This is a genomic window from Burkholderia sp. Bp8986, assembly GCF_003854225.1.
GTDB lineage: Bacteria > Pseudomonadota > Gammaproteobacteria > Burkholderiales > Burkholderiaceae > Burkholderia.
Window position 1 is genome coordinate 291,897 of record NZ_QTQM01000001.1, and the last position, 18,150, is coordinate 310,046.

General features: G+C 68.3%; 16 protein-coding genes. 12 read left to right on the forward strand and 4 right to left on the reverse strand.

All coding sequences use genetic code 11. From position 1 onward, the window contains the following. Positions 1 to 6: 6 nt before the first annotated feature. From lhpH to DID99_RS01295, 5 genes are all read left to right on the forward strand, one after another. Complete coding sequence (lhpH, locus tag DID99_RS01275) at positions 7 to 1,014, forward strand: trans-3-hydroxy-L-proline dehydratase (RefSeq protein WP_124484865.1); 1,008 nt, start codon at positions 7 to 9, stop codon at positions 1,012 to 1,014. A gap of 195 nt (positions 1,015 to 1,209) precedes the next feature. Next, a complete protein-coding gene (locus DID99_RS01280; protein WP_185733717.1) occupies positions 1,210 to 3,756 on the forward strand; it encodes a penicillin-binding protein 1A in 2,547 nt (848 codons plus the stop codon). 78 nt (positions 3,757 to 3,834) lie between these two features. Further along, complete coding sequence (locus tag DID99_RS01285) at positions 3,835 to 4,710, forward strand: PilZ domain-containing protein (protein WP_124665894.1); 876 nt, start codon at positions 3,835 to 3,837, stop codon at positions 4,708 to 4,710. Positions 4,711 to 5,005: 295 nt separating this feature from the next. Next, complete coding sequence (locus tag DID99_RS01290) at positions 5,006 to 5,335, forward strand: DUF4148 domain-containing protein (protein WP_124484862.1); 330 nt, start codon at positions 5,006 to 5,008, stop codon at positions 5,333 to 5,335. 281 nt (positions 5,336 to 5,616) lie between these two features. Next, positions 5,617 to 6,021 carry a lysozyme inhibitor LprI family protein gene (locus DID99_RS01295; RefSeq protein ID WP_124484861.1) on the forward strand — a complete coding sequence of 135 codons (405 nt, stop codon included), beginning with the start codon at positions 5,617 to 5,619 and terminating at the stop codon, positions 6,019 to 6,021. Positions 6,022 to 6,090: 69 nt separating this feature from the next. Here DID99_RS01295 and DID99_RS01300 read toward each other — a convergent pair whose 3' ends face one another. Continuing rightward, complete coding sequence (locus DID99_RS01300) at positions 6,091 to 6,738, reverse strand: response regulator transcription factor (RefSeq protein ID WP_124484860.1); 648 nt, start codon at positions 6,736 to 6,738, stop codon at positions 6,091 to 6,093. Further along, positions 6,735 to 8,777, reverse strand: coding sequence for a PAS domain S-box protein (locus tag DID99_RS01305; RefSeq protein ID WP_124519582.1), 2,043 nt, complete (start codon positions 8,775 to 8,777; stop codon positions 6,735 to 6,737). Before DID99_RS01305 ends, DID99_RS01300 begins: the two co-directional genes overlap by 4 nt. A 390-nt stretch (positions 8,778 to 9,167) precedes the next feature. Between DID99_RS01305 and DID99_RS01310 the strand changes: the two genes are divergently transcribed. After that, positions 9,168 to 9,638, forward strand: coding sequence for a universal stress protein (locus DID99_RS01310; protein ID WP_124484858.1), 471 nt, complete (start codon positions 9,168 to 9,170; stop codon positions 9,636 to 9,638). 135 nt (positions 9,639 to 9,773) lie between these two features. Here DID99_RS01310 and DID99_RS01315 read toward each other — a convergent pair whose 3' ends face one another. Beyond that, positions 9,774 to 9,989, reverse strand: coding sequence for a hypothetical protein (locus DID99_RS01315; RefSeq protein WP_124665895.1), 216 nt, complete (start codon positions 9,987 to 9,989; stop codon positions 9,774 to 9,776). On the opposite strand from DID99_RS01315, the gene DID99_RS01320 reads away from it, so the two are divergent. From DID99_RS01320 to DID99_RS01345, 5 genes are all read left to right on the forward strand, one after another. After that, positions 9,988 to 10,494: a cupin domain-containing protein gene (locus tag DID99_RS01320; RefSeq protein ID WP_124519479.1), complete on the forward strand. Its 507-nt coding sequence runs from the start codon at positions 9,988 to 9,990 to the stop codon at positions 10,492 to 10,494. The genes DID99_RS01315 and DID99_RS01320 overlap by 2 nt on opposite strands. Positions 10,495 to 10,682: 188 nt before the next feature. Then, entirely contained in the window at positions 10,683 to 11,708 is a 1,026-nt protein-coding gene (locus tag DID99_RS01325; protein ID WP_124519578.1) for a DedA family protein/thiosulfate sulfurtransferase GlpE, read from the forward strand. A gap of 142 nt (positions 11,709 to 11,850) precedes the next feature. Then, positions 11,851 to 13,053: an MFS transporter gene (locus DID99_RS01330; protein WP_124665896.1), complete on the forward strand. Its 1,203-nt coding sequence runs from the start codon at positions 11,851 to 11,853 to the stop codon at positions 13,051 to 13,053. Positions 13,054 to 13,706: 653 nt separating this feature from the next. Continuing rightward, on the forward strand, positions 13,707 to 15,089 hold the full coding sequence (locus DID99_RS01340) for an amino acid permease (protein ID WP_124665897.1): 1,383 nt from the start codon (positions 13,707 to 13,709) through the stop codon (positions 15,087 to 15,089). Positions 15,090 to 15,348: 259 nt separating this feature from the next. Then, positions 15,349 to 16,284 carry a universal stress protein gene (locus DID99_RS01345; protein ID WP_124519574.1) on the forward strand — a complete coding sequence of 312 codons (936 nt, stop codon included), beginning with the start codon at positions 15,349 to 15,351 and terminating at the stop codon, positions 16,282 to 16,284. A 519-nt stretch (positions 16,285 to 16,803) separates the two neighbouring features. Here DID99_RS01345 and DID99_RS01350 read toward each other — a convergent pair. Further along, the gene (locus tag DID99_RS01350; RefSeq protein ID WP_124665898.1) at positions 16,804 to 17,214 is read right to left on the reverse strand and encodes a hypothetical protein; all 411 of its coding nucleotides are present in this window, start codon (positions 17,212 to 17,214) and stop codon (positions 16,804 to 16,806) included. Between the two features lie 605 nt (positions 17,215 to 17,819). On the opposite strand from DID99_RS01350, the gene DID99_RS01355 reads away from it, so the two are divergent. Then, on the forward strand, positions 17,820 to 18,074 hold the full coding sequence (locus DID99_RS01355; RefSeq protein WP_124484851.1) for a DUF3562 domain-containing protein: 255 nt from the start codon (positions 17,820 to 17,822) through the stop codon (positions 18,072 to 18,074). The last annotated feature ends 76 nt before the right edge of the window (positions 18,075 to 18,150 follow it).

Here is an 18,150-nt window from a genome sequence, read left to right on the forward strand (position 1 = left end):
ATCTTCATGAAAATTTCCCGATCCCTTTCCACCGTCGAAGTCCATACCGGCGGCGAAGCGTTCCGCATCGTAACGAGCGGGTTGCCGCGCCTGCCCGGCGACACGATCGTCCAGCGCCGCGCATGGCTCAAGGAGAACGCGGACGAGATCCGCCGCGCGCTGATGTTCGAGCCGCGCGGCCACGCCGACATGTACGGCGGCTACCTGACCGAGCCGGTGTCGCCGAACGCGGATTTCGGCGTGATCTTCGTGCACAACGAAGGCTACAGCGACCATTGCGGGCACGGCGTGATCGCGCTGTCGACCGCCGCGGTCGAGCTCGGCTGGGTGCAGCGCACGGTGCCGGAGACGCGCGTCGGCATCGACGCGCCATGCGGCTTCATCGAGGCGTTCGTGAAATGGGACGGCGAGCATGCGGGGCCGGTGCGCTTCGTCAACGTGCCGTCGTTCATCTGGCAGCGCGACGTGTCGGTCGACACGCCGTCGTTCGGCACCGTGACCGGCGACATCGCGTATGGCGGCGCGTTCTATTTCTACGTCGACGGCGCGCCGTTCGACCTGCCGGTGCGCGAGGCGGCCGTGGAGAAGCTGATCCGCTTCGGCGCCGAAGTGAAAGCCGCCGCGAACGCGAAATATCCGGTCGTGCATCCGGAGATTCCGGAGATCAACCATATCTACGGCACGATCATCGCGAACGCGCCGCGCCATCCGGGCTCGACGCAGGCAAATTGCTGCGTGTTCGCGGATCGCGAGGTCGACCGCTCGCCGACCGGCTCCGGCACCGGCGGCCGCGTCGCGCAGTTGTACCTGCGCGGCCGGCTCGCGGCCGGCGACACGCTCGTCAACGAGTCGATCGTCGGCACCGTGTTCAAGGGGCGCGTGCTGCGCGAGACGACGGTCGGTGACATCCCGGCCGTGATCCCGGAAGTGGAGGGCAGCGCGCACATCTGCGGATTCGCGAACTGGATCGTCGACGAGCGCGATCCGCTGACCTACGGTTTTCTCGTGCGCTGAGCAGCGGCGCACGGCACCGTTGTACCAGGCTTGGCGCGCGGCCCCGTTGCGGGGCGCGCGCCTTTTTTGTTGTAAAAACGCACGCCCGGACGCCGTTCGCGCAGGCCCGGGACGGCCGCCGGCCGGTGGGCCGCGCGAGTTTTGGTACGATGCAGCCTTTCCAGCAGATCCCCCACCCGCGTGAATCGCCGAAACGTGTCGTCAGTGCGTGACCTCAGTGCCAAATGGGTCGCGCGCGCCCAACCCGTCGCGGCCGCTGCCGCCGTGCTCGTCAAGCGTGTCCTGGCCAGCGCCTGGCACCATCTCCGTCATCCGACGCGCCGCGGCGTGCTGCGCGCGGCTGCCGCCGTGCCCGCGCTGTTCCTGCTGTACGTGCTGGTGCTGATTCCGTTCACGCCGGGCATCGGCGACATCCGCAAGGCGCGCGTCGACCAGCCGGCGCAGGTGCTGTCCGCCGACGGCAAGGTGCTGGCGGAATTCAAGCCGTCGAACCGCGAATGGGTGTCGCTCAAGCAGATCTCGCCGCACATGGTCGATGCGCTGATCGCCACCGAGGACCATCGTTTCTACGAGCATCACGGTCTCGACTGGAAGCGCACGGCGTCGGCCGCGCTCCATACGTTCTCGGGCAGCCGCCAGGGCGGCTCGACGATCACGCAACAGCTCGCGCGCAACCTGTATCCGGACGAGATCGGCCGCGCGCCGACGCTCACGCGCAAGATGAAGGAGGCGATCACCGCGCTGAAGATCGAGGCCGTCTACAGCAAGGACCAGATCCTCGAGACCTACCTGAACACGGTGCCGTTCCTGTACAACGCGTACGGCGTCGAGATGGCCGCGCGCACCTATTTCGACAAGTCGGCCGACGAGCTCGACGTGCTCGACAGCGCGACGCTCGTCGGGATGCTGAAGGGCAACAGCTACTACAACCCGGTGCTGAATCCCGAGCGCGCGCTGCAGCGGCGCAACACGGTGCTCGGCCAGATGGTGAAGTACGGCAAGCTGTCGCCGGCGCAGTTCGCGCAGTTGCAGCGCCGGCCGCTGCGCATCGACTTCGAGCGCCAGAAGGAGCCGCCGGGGCCCGCGCCGCACTTCGCGCAGCAACTGCGCAAATGGCTGATCGGCTGGGCCGACCGCAACGACTACAACATCTATTCGGACGGGCTGATCGTGCGCACCACGATCGATTCGCGTCTGCAGCAGATGGCGACCCAGGCGCTGACGCTACAGGCGAACCAGCTGCAGGGCATCGCGAACAATGCGTGGAGCGGCCGCGACGGCTGCGGCACCGACAACGAGGTGTTCCGCACCTTCATGCGCGAGTCGCCCGAATACAAGGCCGCGCAGGACGCCGGCAAGAACGATGCGGCCGCGATGAAGCAGCTCGCCGCCGACCGCGGCTTCATGCGCGCGCTGTGCAAGGCGAAGACCGACGTGCAGGCCGGCTTCGTCGCGATCGATCCGCGCGACGGGCAGATTCGCGCGTGGGTCGGCAGCCGCGACTTCACGAACGAGCCGTTCGATCACGTCGCGCAGGCGCGGCGTCAGCCGGGCTCGACCTTCAAGCCGTTCGTCTATGGCGTCGCGTTCGCGAACGGGATGAAGCCGGACGACACCTTCATCGACCAGGCGGTCGAGATTCCGCTGAAGGGCGGCGAGATCTGGCGGCCGAACGACGACGCGCCGCCGACGGGCAAGCCGATGACGCTGCGCGACGCGGTCGCGCTGTCGCGCAACCGGATCACCGCGCAGGTGATGGAGAAGGTCGGTCCGGCGGCCGTGGCGCGGTTCGCACGCGACATGGGCGTGCGCGAAAGCCCGCTCGAGCGCGTGCCGTCGCTTGCGCTCGGCACGAGCCCTGTGACGCTGAAGGAGATGGTCGCGTCGTACGCGACAATCGCGAACGGCGGGCTGTACGTCGAGCCGCAAATGGTGACGCGCATCGAGAACCGCCGGGGCGAGGTGCTCGCCGAATACGCGCCGGCGCCGCCCGAGCGCGCGCTCGACGCCGAAACCGACAAGACGCTGCTCGACGTGATGCGCGGCGTCGTGACGCGCGGCACCGGCAGCAGCATCCGTACGCGCTTCGGCATTCGCGGCGACGTGGCCGGCAAGACCGGCACCACGCAGGACAACGCGGACGGCTGGTTCATCCTGATGCAGCCCGGGCTGGTGGCCGGCGCGTGGGTCGGTTTCGACGACGGCCGCGTGACGCTGCGCAGCGACTACTGGGGGCAAGGCGCGCACAGCGCGCTGCCGATCGTCGGCGACTTCTTCCAGCGCGCGCAACGCGCCCGGATCGTCGACACGAAGCTGAAATTCGACACCGAACCGTCGCCCGGCTGGTTCGCTTCGGTGCGTGAACGGGTGACGGACCTGGTCGACGGCTGGTTCGGTCCCGAGCCGAAGCAGGCGGCGGCGCCCGTCAGGACGCAGCGTATCGAGCGCGAGCCGGAGGCGGACGCAGCCGCGGCGTCGGCCGCATCCGGCGCGTCGGCGCCCGAGGCGGCATCCGGCGGCATCGTCGAGGAATGGGTGCCCGCGTCCGAGGTGGCGGCATCGGCCGCTGCGTTGTCGGCGTCGCAACCGCCGGTCGCGCAGCCGCCGGCGACGGGCGGCAATGCGACGAGCCCGGGCAACGCCGGGGGCGGCCTCGGCTCCGCCCCGGCCGTCGCGCCTTCCGCTACGCCGGCGCCGGCGCCGACACCGGCTTCACCCGACGCGACCAGCGGTTCGGAGTAACGAGCCGTTCAGATTTCGCGCGAGGCTGCCGTAATAACGTTGTCACGACAGCTCGCGCGGTCGCTCCGCGCCTTTCCGATGCGGCTCATCACCGATCACGTCGCGCTCGCGCGCGATGACATCTCCGCCGGCGTCCCGCTCGGCTTCGATCTCTACGATGCCGGCGGCGCCGCGCTGCTGCCCGCCGGCACGACGCTGCGCGATCCCGCGCAGCATGACTTCCTGTTCGATCACTTCCGGCCCGTGCGCCGGCGCGATGACGCCGAGCCTGCCGCGCCGGCGCACGACACCGTGCCGGCGGCCACGCGCATGGGGCTGTCGGCCGGCGCCGCGATCGGCATCCGGCGGCGGGTCGGCGCGACCCGCGTGCTGCAGCGCTGCCGGTTGATCGGGGTCGGCGCATCGGGCGCGCTGTTCGTCGAGCCGCAGCCGGCGGTCGTGCTCGAGTTTGCCCGCGGCGACGACGTCGAGGCGGTCGCGATCGGCCGGTCGGCCGTGTCGCGCTTCGGTGCGACGGTCGAAGCGGTGCAGGCGACGGGCGCCGCGCCGTTCATGGTGCTGTCGCCGCCGGGCTTCGTCGACCGGTTGCGCACGCGCGCGGAGCCGCGCGTGCCGGTACGGATCGCGGCCCGCTGCACCGGCGGGCCGGCGCAGGCCGACGGCATCGGGATCGTGCGCGATCTCAGCCTGAACGGACTGTCGATCGCGGTCGACCGGCCGCTCGCGGCGGCCGGCGAGCCGTTGCGCGTGCAGTTGCCGTATGCGGACGAGGACCGTGTCGCGCTGCTGACGCTCGACGGGACGGTGCGTGCGGTGCATGCCGATCCGGCCGGGTCGGGCTGGACGCTTCACCACGCGGCGTTCGACGAAGTCGCTGCCGCCGACCGGATGCGCCTCAAGGCGCTGCTGTTCGACCTGTCGTCGGGGGCGGTGGAGGCGGAGCAGGTCCGCTGAGGTGTCGAACGGAGAAGCGGGGCAAACGTGGCAACCGCTGGGCGGTCGTCCACGGCCCGGTGAATCGATCCGCACCGCGCGAGCCGGGCGAGTGCGCGCAGAGCCTATTGGCTGCGGATGCGGCCATAATCATCTGATGATTCGATCGAATGCGCGGCAATTGTACGGTTTCGGTCAACAGTGAATTTGCGATTTAAGTATTTACCCTGATAGTCGTGCCGCCTAGACTTTCACTCATGCGCAACGACTACCCAGTCCGAAGCGCCTGACAAGACAAATCTGGAGGTAACGCATCATGAAATCGCTGATCAAGGCAGTTGCACTGGCCGCTCTGGTGGCCGCACCGGTCGTCTCGTTCGCTCAATCGAACCAGCAGCCGCTGACGCGCGCGCAAGTGCGTGCCGAACTGGCCCAGCTGGAAAAGGCCGGCTACAACCCGAACGACTGGATCAACTATCCGGAAAACATCCAGGCCGCACAGGCGAAGATCGCGGCAGCCCAGAACACCGGTGCGCAGGCTGATGCAACGGGCTACGGCGCGAACCCGGCGGCGACGTCGCAGTCGGGCCAGCGCGTGACCGTGCCGGCCGCAGCCGATCGTTCGTCGGTGTACTTCGGTCACTGAGCAAGCCGTTCACCGCGCGGCCTCCGGGCCGCCGGCAAAGCCGTATCGAAAAGCCCGCACTCATGTCGAGTGCGGGCTTTTTTGCGTGCGCGGCCAAGCGTGGCGCCGGCTGACAATCCGCCGCGCGTGCGCTAGCATCCCGGTCGGCATCGCCACGCTACCGTAGCCGCAGCCGCGGCGAATGGGGTAGCGCCGGCCGGCCTGCGACGCCGCGCGCCGAGGCGCGGCGGCAAGCCCGGCATCACGTTCCACGACTTCAACGAAAACAAACAGGAGCATCCATGCGTGTCTTGACCGGTCTGCTGTGTGCGCTGGCGCTGACGGCGAACCTTGCCCACGCACAGGCGAATTGCGCGGACGCGACGGATCAGGCGGCGATGACGGCATGTGCCGATCGCGCGTACAAGAAATCCGACGCGGAGCTGAACCGCACCTACCAGGCTGTCACCGCGCGCCTGCGCGATGCGAAGCCGCTCGCAGAGAAACTCGTGAACGCGCAGCGCGCGTGGATCGCCTACCGCGATGCCGAATGCAACTTCTCCAGCGCGAATGCCGAAGGCGGCAGCGCCTATCCGATGGTCGTGTCGACCTGCCTCGACGATCTGACCAAGACCCGCACCGAGACGCTGAAGGGCTATCTGTCCTGCGAGGAAGGCGATCTCGCGTGCCCGGTGCCGGCGAAGTAACGGCTGCGCGACGTCCGGCCAGCTTATAGCGCACGTCGCGCGGCCGGCATGGTTCGCCGGCCCGTTCGCCTAGACGTCGTCCGTTTCGTCGAGCAGCTTGTGCCGCAGCGCGTAGCGGACCAGCGCCGCTTCGTGCGGCATCTGCATCTTTTCCAGGATCCGGGTCTTGTAGGTGCTGACCGTCTTCGCGCTGACGCACAGCGCCTGCGCGATCTCGGTCAGCGTCTGCCCGGCGGCGATGCGGCGGAACACGTCGAACTCGCGATCGGACAGCCGCTGGTGCGGCAGCGTCTCGGCCGGCTCGTTCAGGCTCTGCGCGAACTGTTCGGCCATCGCGAGGCTCACGTAGACGCCGCCCGACGCCACCTTGGTCACCGCGCCGACCAGTTCGGCGCTCGCGCTTTCCTTGGTCAGATAACCCGACGCACCGGCGCGGAACGCACGCACCGCGTATTGCTGTTCCGCGTGCATGGTCAGCACGAGCACGCGCAGCGCGGGCTTCTCGTCCTTGATCTGCTTGATCAGTTCGACGCCGTTGCGGCCCGGCATCGACAGGTCGAGCACCAGCACCTGCGCAGGCGTCGACCGGATGAGCGCGATCGTCGACGCTCCGTCGCATGCTTCGCCGGCCACTTCGAATCCGGTGGCGTTCTGGAGGATGTGCCGCAGACCGTCGCGCACGAGCGTATGGTCGTCGGCGATGAGCACCTTGATCATGTGAGGGTGGTTTCCTGTTGTACGGAACCGAGCGGGAATGCGACGGTAATCGAGAAGCCGCGCGCGAGCGCGGTGTCGATCGTCACGCTGCCGCCCAGCATGTGTGCGCGTTCGCGAATGCCGATCAGGCCGAAAGATTTGTCCTCGTGGGCGGTGCCGACCGGTGCCGCGCCGCGGCCGTTGTCCGCGACGCGCAGCACGCAGAAGCCTTCCTCGATGTCGAGGCGCAGCGCGACGCGCGTCGCGTCCGCATGGCGCGCGACATTCGTCAGCGCTTCCTGGACGATCCGGAACAGCGTGGTCGCCCCCGCGCTGGTGAACGTGAGGCCGCCCGTTTCGATGTGGCGCTCGACGTCGATGCCGTAGCGGTTCGTGAAGTCGTTCGCGAGCCACTCGATCGCCGGCACGAGGCCGAGATCGTCAAGCATCACGGGGCGCAGGTCGGCCGCGATGCGCCGCACCGACGCGACGGTCGCGTCGATCAGCCGGCGCATGCCCTGCAGGTGCGACAGCACGCCGACTTCGGGTTGCGCATGCTCTGGCGTGCGCAGTTGCTGCTCGATGACCGACAGGTCCATCTTCAGCGCGGTGAGTTGCTGGCCGAGGTCGTCGTGCAGTTCGCGCGCGATGCGGGTTTTTTCCTCTTCGCGCACGTTCTGCAGGTTCGCCGAGAGTTCGCGCAGCTCCTGGCGCGATTGCTTCAGCGCATTCTCGGCGCGCTGCCGCTCGGTGATGTCGCGCAGCATCACCGTATAGAGCTTGCCCGACGCATCGCGGATCTGCGAGATCGACGCCTCGATCGGGAACTCCTCGCCGTTGCCGCGCAGCCCGAACAGCACGCGCTGGCGGCCCATCTGTCGCTCGGACACGCCCGTCACGCCGAACTGGTCGACGTGCTTGGCATGCGCGGCACGAAACCGCTCGGGGATGAAGCGCGACAGCGGCGCGCCGATCGCTTCCATCGCCGACACGCCGAAGACCTGTTCGGCCATCGGGTTGAAGATCACCACCGTCTGCTTCTCGTCGATCGTGATGATCGCTTCCATCGACGAACGGATGATGCCCATCATCCGCGCCTCGTTCAGGATGCCGCGGCTGCTGGCGCCCGTATCGGCGTGGCCGGCGCGGCCGCGCAGCAGCGCATGGACGAGCGCCGCGAACGCGAACGACGCGATCAGCCCCGCGGCGAGCACCGTGCCGGCCGCGCGCTGCGCGCCGGTCGCGCTCGGGCGGCCGTCCGCGGAATAGGCGAGCTTCAGCACGGTTCCGCCGAAATTCAGCTGGTCGGTGCGCCGCATCAAGTCGGGTGACGCGGAGGCTTCGTCGGTCGTCGTCTCGGCGCTCGCGATCGGGTGCGGATCGTCGCCCGCGCTCATCCGAAGGTCGAGCCCGCGTTCCGCGTCGAGCGCGCGCTCGACCAGGCGATTCGGGCTCACTTCCGCGAACAGCACGCCGTCCGCGCCGGCGTCATGGGCGACGGCCGTGCGCGACGAAGCCGTCGCGGGGACGAACAGCGTGAGGGTGCGCGCATCGCGGGACGTATCGTTGTCGGCCGGATGGATGCCGAGCGCGATATCGCCGGTCCGCAGCGCGTGCGCCAGCGGAGCCTGGTCCGGCGCGCCGAAGCGCACGCCGGCCGAGCTCGATGCCGGCGCAACGAGCGTGGCCACCGCGAGCGGGCCGGCTGGTATCGGCGCGTGGCCGGCGAGGGCGCTGCGCGCCGCGGTCGACAGCGGCGCATAGCCGAGCTGCCGGATCGGCGAACGCCCGCTGTCGAGATCGAGCGTGTCGGCATACCGGCGCCATTGCTCGGCGGTGATCTGCGGCGCAAGCGCGAATGCGCCGCGCGCGCTTTCGAGCACGGCGACGCTGCCTTGCAGCTCGTGGCGCAGCATCGCCGTCACGTGCGTCGTGCGGCGTTCGAAGCGCGTATGGACGGCGCCTTGCCACTGCTCGCGCACGAGCAGCGCGACGCCGAGCGACAGCGCCGCGCCGGCGAACAGCGTAACGACGCCAGCCGCGAGCGGCTGGCGTAACATGATCTGGAAACGCGCGGGCCCTCGGGCGTCACGCGACGGGGTTCCACTGGCGGTGGTCATTCGATGGCCATTCTGGTGTCGGGGCCGCCCGTGGCACGCGGGCAGCGCGGCAAAACCGGGAAAAACCGGGAAAAACTCGCACCGGCCGCGTGCGACGTCTATTTTCAAGATGAAATTGTGCGCGTTTTACGCGTTTTTTGTAATAGGGTCAGCTAAAAATGAGATAGCCGGGCGGTGTAGCGGGCGTCCCGGCCGCATTTGACGCGCGTCAACGGGCGCGTCGGCACGTGGGGCAGACTGTTCGGCAGGCGAGCCGGCATCGGGCCGGCTTGCGGTGACGGGGACGCCGTATGCGCGATGCGCGACGGGTGCCCGGTCGGAGGGTGGACCATGTACAAGCGGATTTTCGTCGGGCTCGATGGCAGCCCGAGTGCGCGTCTCGCGCTGAACGAGGCAATCCGGATCGCGGCGGCATCCGGCGGCGAGGTCACGTGCGCGTATGTCGTCGAGCACCGGCCGCAGCTCGTCGACGTCGATGCGGGATTTGCGGCCGAACGCGATGGCGACGCGGCGGCAACCGCTGCGGCGACACCCGTGCTCGACGACGCGAAAGCGGCGCTCGCGCAGCGGCAAGTGGCGGGCACCGTGCGCGCGATCGACGCGTACGGCGAGGATGTTGCCGCAGTGCTGATGCGCACGGCGGCCGAGGTCGGCGCGGATCTGATCGTGATGGGGACGAGCGGGCGCCACGGCCTGCGCCGGCTGCTGCTCGGCAGTGTCGCGGAATCGCTGCTGCGCGCGGCCGACCGGCCCGTGCTGCTGGTGCGGCACGACGAGCCGGCCGCGGCGGCGACCGCGTGACGGGGCGGTACGGCACCGACGCGTGAGCGGCGGCAGGCAGGGGCTGCCGCGCGGGCGCCGGCGTGATGTGGGTTCGATGGTTCGTCCGTTGCATCGATCGCCATACCGCGCATACGCTGCGCCGCAACGGCGGTGTCACGTCGCGCCGGTTGCATCGTGGCCTGCACTTCTGGCAGCATCGACCGGCGTTCGCTTCATCGTCGCGCGCCGCGTTCCGCGCGCGACCCGGTCGCCGCGTGCATGGCCGCGGCGATCGACGCAGCGGCACGCGCCGCCGGTCGATCGCATCGTCGATCGGATGGGCCGCGCGTTGCGTGTCCGGTTCACTCCTTCATCGACGTCATCCGCCATGCCGATCTCCGCCGCCGACCTGATTCAACAGTTCGATCTGCAACCGCACCCCGAGGGCGGCTATTTCCGAGAAACCTACCGCGCGGCCGATACGGTCGTGCGTCCGGCCGACGGCGCGTCGCGTGCGGCGTCGACCGCGATCTACTACCTGTTGTGCGACGGCGCGTATTCGTCGTGGCACCGGATCCGTTCCGACGAGGTCTGGCATTTCTACGCGGGCGATCCGCTCGAAGTATGGGTGCTCGACGAGCGCGACGGCCTGACGATCCACCGGCTCGGCAACCCGCTCACGCACCCGGGCACCGTATTCCAGGCGGTCGTGCCGGCCGGGCGCTGGTTCGGCGCGCGCTGCGCGTCGCCGGAGCACGTCGCGCTCGTCGGCTGCACGGTTGCGCCGGGGTTCGAGTTTGCGGAATTCGAACTCGCGGACGCGACGGCGCTGGCCGCCGCATTCCCCGAGTATGCGGAATACGTCGCGGGGCTCGCGCAGCGCTCCGACGCATGAGTGTGCCGGCGGCCATGCCGGCCGCACCGAGCCGCCTTCGACGGCAGCCGTTCCGCGCGGCCGCGGCCAAACCCGTTTAGAATGCACGGTGGTGCAGGATCGGCCGCGGACGTGCCGTGGCGATCGCTGCTTGCCGTATCGACGGCCGCCCCCGTCGCACGGTCCGCATGTCTTCCAGGAGCGCCGCCGTGTGGCACTTTCCCATCGCGATTCCCTCGTCGCTCGGCCCGTGGGCCGTGTTCGCGAGCGTACTGATCACGCAGCTCGGCGTGCCGGTGCCGGCCGTGCCGATGCTGATCCTCGGCGGTACGATGGCGGCGATGGGGCAGGCGTCCTGGGCGAGCATGTTCGTGGCGGCGATCGGCGCGGCGATGCTCGCCGATTCGCTGTGGTTCTTCATGGGCCGCACGCGCGGCCGGCGCTTGCTGAACGGGCTCGTGCGATTCTCGCTGTCGCTCGACACGACGCTGCGCTTCGCGCGTAATGTATTTGAAAGATACGGCGCGCCGCTGCTCGTCCTCTCCAAATTCCTCCCTGGCCTCGGCCTCGTGTCGGCGCCGCTGCTCGGCACGACCGCGATCGGCGTCGGCGTGTTCCTGTTCTGGGATCTGGCCGGCGCGTCGCTGTGGGCCGCGTTCTGGCTCATCGGCGGCGCGGCCGTGCACGACCAGATCGTCCAGTTCGTGCTGTGGGTGCGCGCGAGCGGCGGCACGATCCTCGACGCATTCCTCGCGATCTTCATCACGTTCCTGCTGTACCGCTGGGTGCGCCGCGTGCAGTTCCGCCGCTACCTCGCGCAAGTGCGCATCTCCCCGCCGCAACTCGTCGAGATGATGACGTCGAACGAGCCGCCGCTGATCTTCGATGCGCGGCCGCGCGCGATTCGCGAACGCGAGCCGTACCGGATTGCCGGTGCGGTGCCGGTCGATCTCGATTCGCCGGACCTGCTGGATCCGGAGCTGCTGAAGCGGCCGATCGTCGTGTATTGCGTGTGCCCGAACGAGGCGACCGCGAAGCGCCTGATCGCGAAGATGCAGCGCAAGAAGATGCTGCACAACATCAAGGCGCTGAAGGGCGGCCTCGACGCGTGGGAGAAGCACGGCTATCCGGTCGAGCCGCTGCCGGCCGATCTCGATTCATCGAGGTATTTCGTGCGGCCGGAACATGCGGCGCTCGCAGGCGAATATACGGTGCGCGCGACGTTGTCGAAGTGAGTCGTGCGCGGGATTCCGTTCATGACGGAAAGTGTCCGAAGCGTGCACCCAATTCGTGTGTGGTCCCGAACAGCCCAAGCGGATCAGTCCCTTTGCCAACAACGTCGTGAAGGTGGAATAAATCTGCAGGGGCATACGCGGGATGCGCGTCGATCAGCCGGCCTTTCTGGGTTCTTTCTTTTTGTCGCGGCTCGCAGACCAGATGCTGCTCTTTCTGGTGCCGCTCGTCGTCTTTCAGGTCACTCGGAAAGCGACGTGGTCCGGGCTCGCCTTTTTCGTCGAGGCGTTCCCGCGATTCATCGCCTTTCCGGTCTGTGGCGCACTGAGCGACCGTGTGTCACCGATCCGCGTGCTGCGAGCGAGCCAGACCAGCCGGGCCGTCGCTTGCGTGATCGGCATCGCCGGCTATGTCGCCTGGAGCGGAATCGGATGGCTGATCGCATTGTCCGCCGTATGCGGCGCACTCACGAGCCAAGGTCTCGTCGCTCGTGAGGTGTTGCTGCCGCAGATCTTTCCGCAGCAGCGCTTCGAAAAAGTGTTGTCCTATACGCAGCTCGCCGATCAGCTGGGCGTCGTGCTTGGACCGATCGTCGCGGCGGCGCTGCTTGGGTATCGCGACTGGGAGTGGGCTGTCGCTTCCGCGGCGCTGCTGTTTGTCTCGGCGGATTTGCTGGCATTCGTCTGCCAACGGACCAGCACGGCACGCGTTGCGCCTCCGGAACGCTCGGTGGGGCCGTGGTATGCACCGTTCGGTGTGGCGCTGAAGCATGTCGTCACGCTGCCGGGGCTGTTGCGGCTGATCCTGCTCGCAGCGGCGGAAAACCTCGTGATCGGGACGACACTTGCGACGTCGGCTGCGATGGTCACCGGTGCGTTTCGGCAGTCCGGCGGTTTCTATGCCGGACTGCAGGTCACGGGTGCCGTCGCGACAGTCGCGATCCTGCTGTTCGTCGCGCGTATCGAGGTGGCGCGCGAGCGGCTCGGCATCGTCGCATTCGTCGCGATCGCGGCTGGCGGCCTCGCGATGGGCATGGCCGGCTCGATTGCGATGTACGTCGCCGGTTTCCTTTTGGTCATCGGTTTCGACAAGATGTTCAACGTGTACATACGCAGCGCCCGGCAGGCCATCATTCCCCCTCGGGACTATGGCAAGACGACGGGCGTCATCGTCCTGCTGAATAACGCGACGCAGCCGCTTGCCGGGCTGCTTGTGGGGCTCTTCTCCGGTCACGGGCGCGTTGCGCTCGTCGTGACGCTGACCTCGATCGGCATGGCGATACTCGGTGGCGCGGTCATTGCCGTTGGCGCCGGCCGGCAGCGATCGACTGCGCGCGTTTCGGACTGACGCGGCGGTACCGCAAGGAATCGGCGCTGGCGACGCGAAACCGGTGTTCGGCGTGGTGCGAGATGAAGTCGCTGCATTCCCGGACGTGATCGTGACCGGGGCGGGGCAGGCGCTCGAACCCGGATGCGGGGCGATCGTAATCTCGCTGCATCGACCGGATCGAGCCTGACGGGTGTCGACAAGGTCGACAGTCCGGCCGTTATCGAAGTAAATCGTGCGCGGGATGCCGCGCACGTGCCGATTTCGCCTCCGATCTCACGCTTCCCGTTTCCGGGAAAATCGGCTGGCGCGAAACATCCGATTATTCTTATAATCCCGCCTGCATATTGCGTGCGCTTGATTGCGCACATTCGACGCGCGTTCGTTCGCGCCGAAAGCGATTGATCCCATTGCCGCCCGCCACGCGTACAGCCGTGTCGCGCGGGCCGCACGGGCGTATTCCGTGAAAGGCCAGATCCGTTTTTCGGGATTGTTCCGGAAAATACCGATAATCAACGGTAATTCCAATCGGAGTGACGCAGTATCCGCAGCGTTTTTCATCCGGAAAACGGCGGCGGGGATTTTTCGTTTTCGGTTTGCCGGTATCGGCATGAACGGTCGCGCATTGACATCGACAATGACGGCGGCCCGTTCGCGGCTGCCAGGAGACGGACTTGAAACAACCAGAAGACCAGCTGCACCGCGGGCTGGAAGAGCGGCACATCAACCTGATGGCGCTCGGCGCGACGATCGGCGTCGGCCTGTTCCTCGGCTCGGCCGCCGCGATCCGCACGGCCGGCCCGGCCATCCTGCTGACCTACCTGCTGGGCGGCATCGCGATTTTCCTGATCATGCGCGCGCTCGGTGAAATGGCGATCACCAATCCGGTCGCCGGCGCCTTCAGCCGCTATGCGCGCGACTACCTCGGCCCGCTCGCGGGCTACCTGACCGGCTGGACCTACTGGTTCGTGTGGATCGTCACCTGCATGGCGGAAATCACCGCGGTGGGCGTCTACATGCACATGTGGTTCCCCAGCGTGCCGAACTGGATCTGGGCGCTCGCGGCGCTCACGGCGATGGGCGCGGTGAACTTCATCGCGGTCAAGCTGTACGGCGAATTCGAGTTCTGGTTCGCGCTGATCAAGATCGTCACGATCGTGCTGATGATCGTCGGCGGCGGCCTCATGATCGCGTTCGGCACCGGTAACGGCGGCGTCGCGACGGGCATCTCGAACCTGTGGGCCCACGGCGGCTTCATGCCGAACGGCATCGACGGCGTGATCGGCGCGCTGCCGATCGTGATGTTCGCGTATCTCGGCGTCGAGATGCTCGGCCTCACGGCCGGCGAGGCGCGCAATCCGGAGAAGTCGCTGACGAAGGCGGTGAACTCGGTGTTCTGGCGCGTGCTGATCTTCTACATCGGCGCGCTGTTCGTGATCATGTCGCTCTATCCGTGGGACCAGATCGGCACGCAGGGCAGCCCGTTCGTAATGACGTTCTCGCGGCTCGGGATCCCGGCCGCCGCCGGCATCATCAACTTCGTCGTGTTGACCGCGGCGCTGTCGTCGTGCAACAGCGGCCTGTTCAGCACGGCGCGGATGCTCTACAACCTCGCGCAGCAGGGCCAGGCGCCGGCCATGCTCGGCCGCGTGAATCGCAACGGCGTGCCGGTGTACGGCGTAGCCGTGTCGGTCGCGCTGCTGCTGATCGGCGTGCTGCTCAACTATCTCGCGCCGCAGCACGTGTTCACGTGGCTGACGTCGGTGTCGACGTTCGGCGCGATCTGGACGTGGTGCGTGATCCTGATCGCGCAGATGCGCTTTCGCCGCACGCTGTCGGCCGACAGGATCGCGCGCCTGCCGATCCGCGTGCCGTTCTATCCGCTCGGCTCGTTCGTCGCACTCGGGTTTCTCGCGCTGGTCGTCGTGCTGATGGCGTTCTCGCCGGATACGCGCGTCGCGCTCGTGATCGGCCCGGTCTGGATCGTGCTGCTCGGCATCGCATACGCGGTGTTCCATGCGAACCGGTCGAGCGCGCCCGCGTCGACGAAGTCGTAAGCCAAGCGGCCGAAAGTCGCCGCGCCGCGCGCCGCACAGGTGTGCGCGGCGCATCGCGGCCCGCACGGGTATTGATCGCGATCATGCACGTGCGGGCCGGACGACATATGCTGTCTGAATCGCTTGTCCGCGCTTCGCGTGGCCGTCCGCCGATCCGCGCGACCGCGTCGGCCGTCCGTCCGCCGTTCGTCGTTCGCCGCTGCCCGCGCGAAGCTCCGGTCGTCGTTCGCGACGACGCGTCCGCAAGGAGGCTTTCGCCATGCAGTCCACCCCGACCATCCCGCCGCTCGCGCGGATCTCGCTGGCCGTCGATCTGACGCCGGAGTCGCTGTCCGCCGCGCGCTACACGCGCACGCTGCTGCGTCCCGGCATGCAGGTGCGCATCGTCTGCGCGATCGACAATCCGCGTCTCGTGCTGCCCGACATCCCGCGCGTCGACGCGCTGCTGACCTCCGCGCGCGAGGAGATGACGCGTGAAGCTCAGGCGACGCTCGAACGCATCGCGGAACTGTTCGCCGGCAGCGGCGTGGGGATCGAACAGATGATCATCGATACGTCGCTCACGGGCGGCACGGTGGCCGATGCGCTCGCGAACGACACGTCGGCATGGCACGCCGACGTGCTCGTGGTCGGCGCCAATCCGCACCATGGGCTGCTGCGGCTCGTCGAGGGGGCGGTGTCCGACACGCTGGCCGCGCGCGCGCGCTGCGCGCTGCTGATCGTGCCCGCCGACTATGTGCGGCCGTCGGACGGGCCGCTGCAGCGCCTGATGTTCGCGGTCGACGGCAGCGAGCCGTCGCTGCACGCGGTGCGCGTCGGGCTCGGCTTCGCGGTGCCGACGACGCTGCTGTACGCGGCCTATGTCGTCGATCGCGCGGTGCGTCTGACGGATCTCGTGCCGGTGCGCGCGCTCGAGGATGCGTATCGCGCGGAGGGCGAGGATGCGCTGGCGCGGATCGGTCCGCTGTTCCATGCAACGGGGAACCCGACCAAGCGCGGCATCGTCGAAACCCGTCCGACCAGCGACGACGTCGCCCATGCGCTGATGCGCGACGCGGTGCACTGGCATGCGGAACTGCTGGTGGTCGGCACGCACGGCCGGCGCGGCATCGCGGCCTGGCTGATCGGCAGCGTGGCGCGCCGGGTCGCGCATCTCGCGCAGGTGCCGGTGCTGCTCGTGCGCGAGGCCGCGTGAGGATTGCGCTGCGACGAATGCGAAGCGGACTTTCATTGACCTGCATCAGAAACGTCGCGCGTTTTGCATGAGATAGTCGCACGAGGTGCGTGTGCATGCGGCGGATGGTCCGTCGTCCGTACCCGACGTCGCGATTCGACACGTCGGTCCGGAACCGCGCGAACCGGCGCATGTCCGACGCCGTTGCGATTCAGCCGATTTCCTGAGCCGTGCCGCGCAGCGCATCGCGCATCGGCCGATCACGAACTCTCTGGCACGAGGGTAGGCAGCCGGCGGCTGCCTTGGATAACGGACGGGGTGCATTGCACCCCGTCCGCTTTCCTGGCCCCGTGCTGACTCTTTTCCTCGCAGGTATTGTCTTCGTCGATGTCGCCGTGTGGAACGGCGCGTGATGCCACGCGATCGCGCGATCGCGGAGTCGGTCTGGATCGCGGCATGCGCTGCGCGCCCGGCGCGGTGCCGCAGCCCTCACGCGGCCGCGTGCGGCGTCGGCTGCGTTCAGGCCCCGCGTTCAGGCCTTTACGCGGCGCGAGGCGCTCGCAGGTCGCGCTGGCGGTGCGCGTCGCGGCATACGCATGCACCGCGACGCACGCCATGCAGTCGGCCTCGTCCGCCAGGCGTGCGATTGCGCAGCCGCGGCCAGCCGGGGCGCGTCTTGCGGCGCTGCCTCACGACGACCGTTGCGCCGGCACCGGCCCGCGCGCGGAGAGCCGCGGCGAACCGCTGCAGCGCGAGCACCGATCCCGCGACGCTCTGGTACTTTTCGCGGCCGATCTGCCCGTCGAGCGTGACGAGCAAGCCCGATTCGCGCGCGAGTGCGAGCAACGCGTCGAGATCTTCCGGCGGGCGTATTGCGGCCGGCACGGCGGTCGTGACCAGCATGCGCGTGCGCCGATGTCCGTCCCGCGCCGGGAAGTTGCGATGAATCATGATGGGTCTCCCTGCGCCCGACCCCGCGTGCCGGCTCGAGGGCCGGCTGAGCGATGACCGGGTATGAACGCGTCGTTCATGACATCAGTATCCGCCGCGGAGACCGCGCTGCCAATCGGTGCGTGCTGAAGTCGCTGTCAGACGTTGCGTGCGAGGTATCGGAATCCGCTGACACGTCGGACCGGCGAGCCGCCGCTGCGGCGCGAGGCGGGCAGGCGGGCAGGCGGGCAGGCGCGATGTGCGGCGCCCCGATCCGGTGCATTCGAACAGACGAATTGCGGCCGTCGCGCGTCGCTTGACGCAGGACTTTCGCGGGTCTAAGGTCCCACACTGCATCGGCATCGCGCGACGGTTCATCGTCCGAGCGATCGCACGGTGCCGCGCCTCGGGGTGGCGTGGCAATCCTTCCAGTCGTTCGCGGGCCTGGGCGCCGCGAATCCTGCGCGCGGGCCGGTCCGGCGACGGATCGGCGCGGCGGCACGCAAGGTGCCGTTGATCGCGCGCAACCACGCTTCGGCGCATCGTACGCCGGGCGGCTGTCCAGCCTTTAATCTTCCGATAGCGTCATGTTTTCCTTTCGTTCCTCGACCGTCAGGAGCCCGTCGATGTCACAGGACAATTTGCTTGATGCCTTGAAGGCCGTCGCCGCAGAGCGCGCGATCGGCGCCGATCAGTTGCGCACGATGCTCGACGATGAAGTGCGAGCGTTGTCGTCCGATGCCCGCGTGCACGATTACATCCACGTGTTCGCGATCCGCCACCTGCGCGAACGGATGCGCAGGCAGGACGAACTCGAGCGCGACACGCCGGCCAGTACGCCGCGCGACGAGCCGGATACGCGTACCGGCCGCCGTCTGTAAGGGACGATCGGCGCGACCGGCGCCGCGGTGCCTCATGACAGCGGAAGGCCCCTGAGCGCCGCGCGCGCCTCCGGCA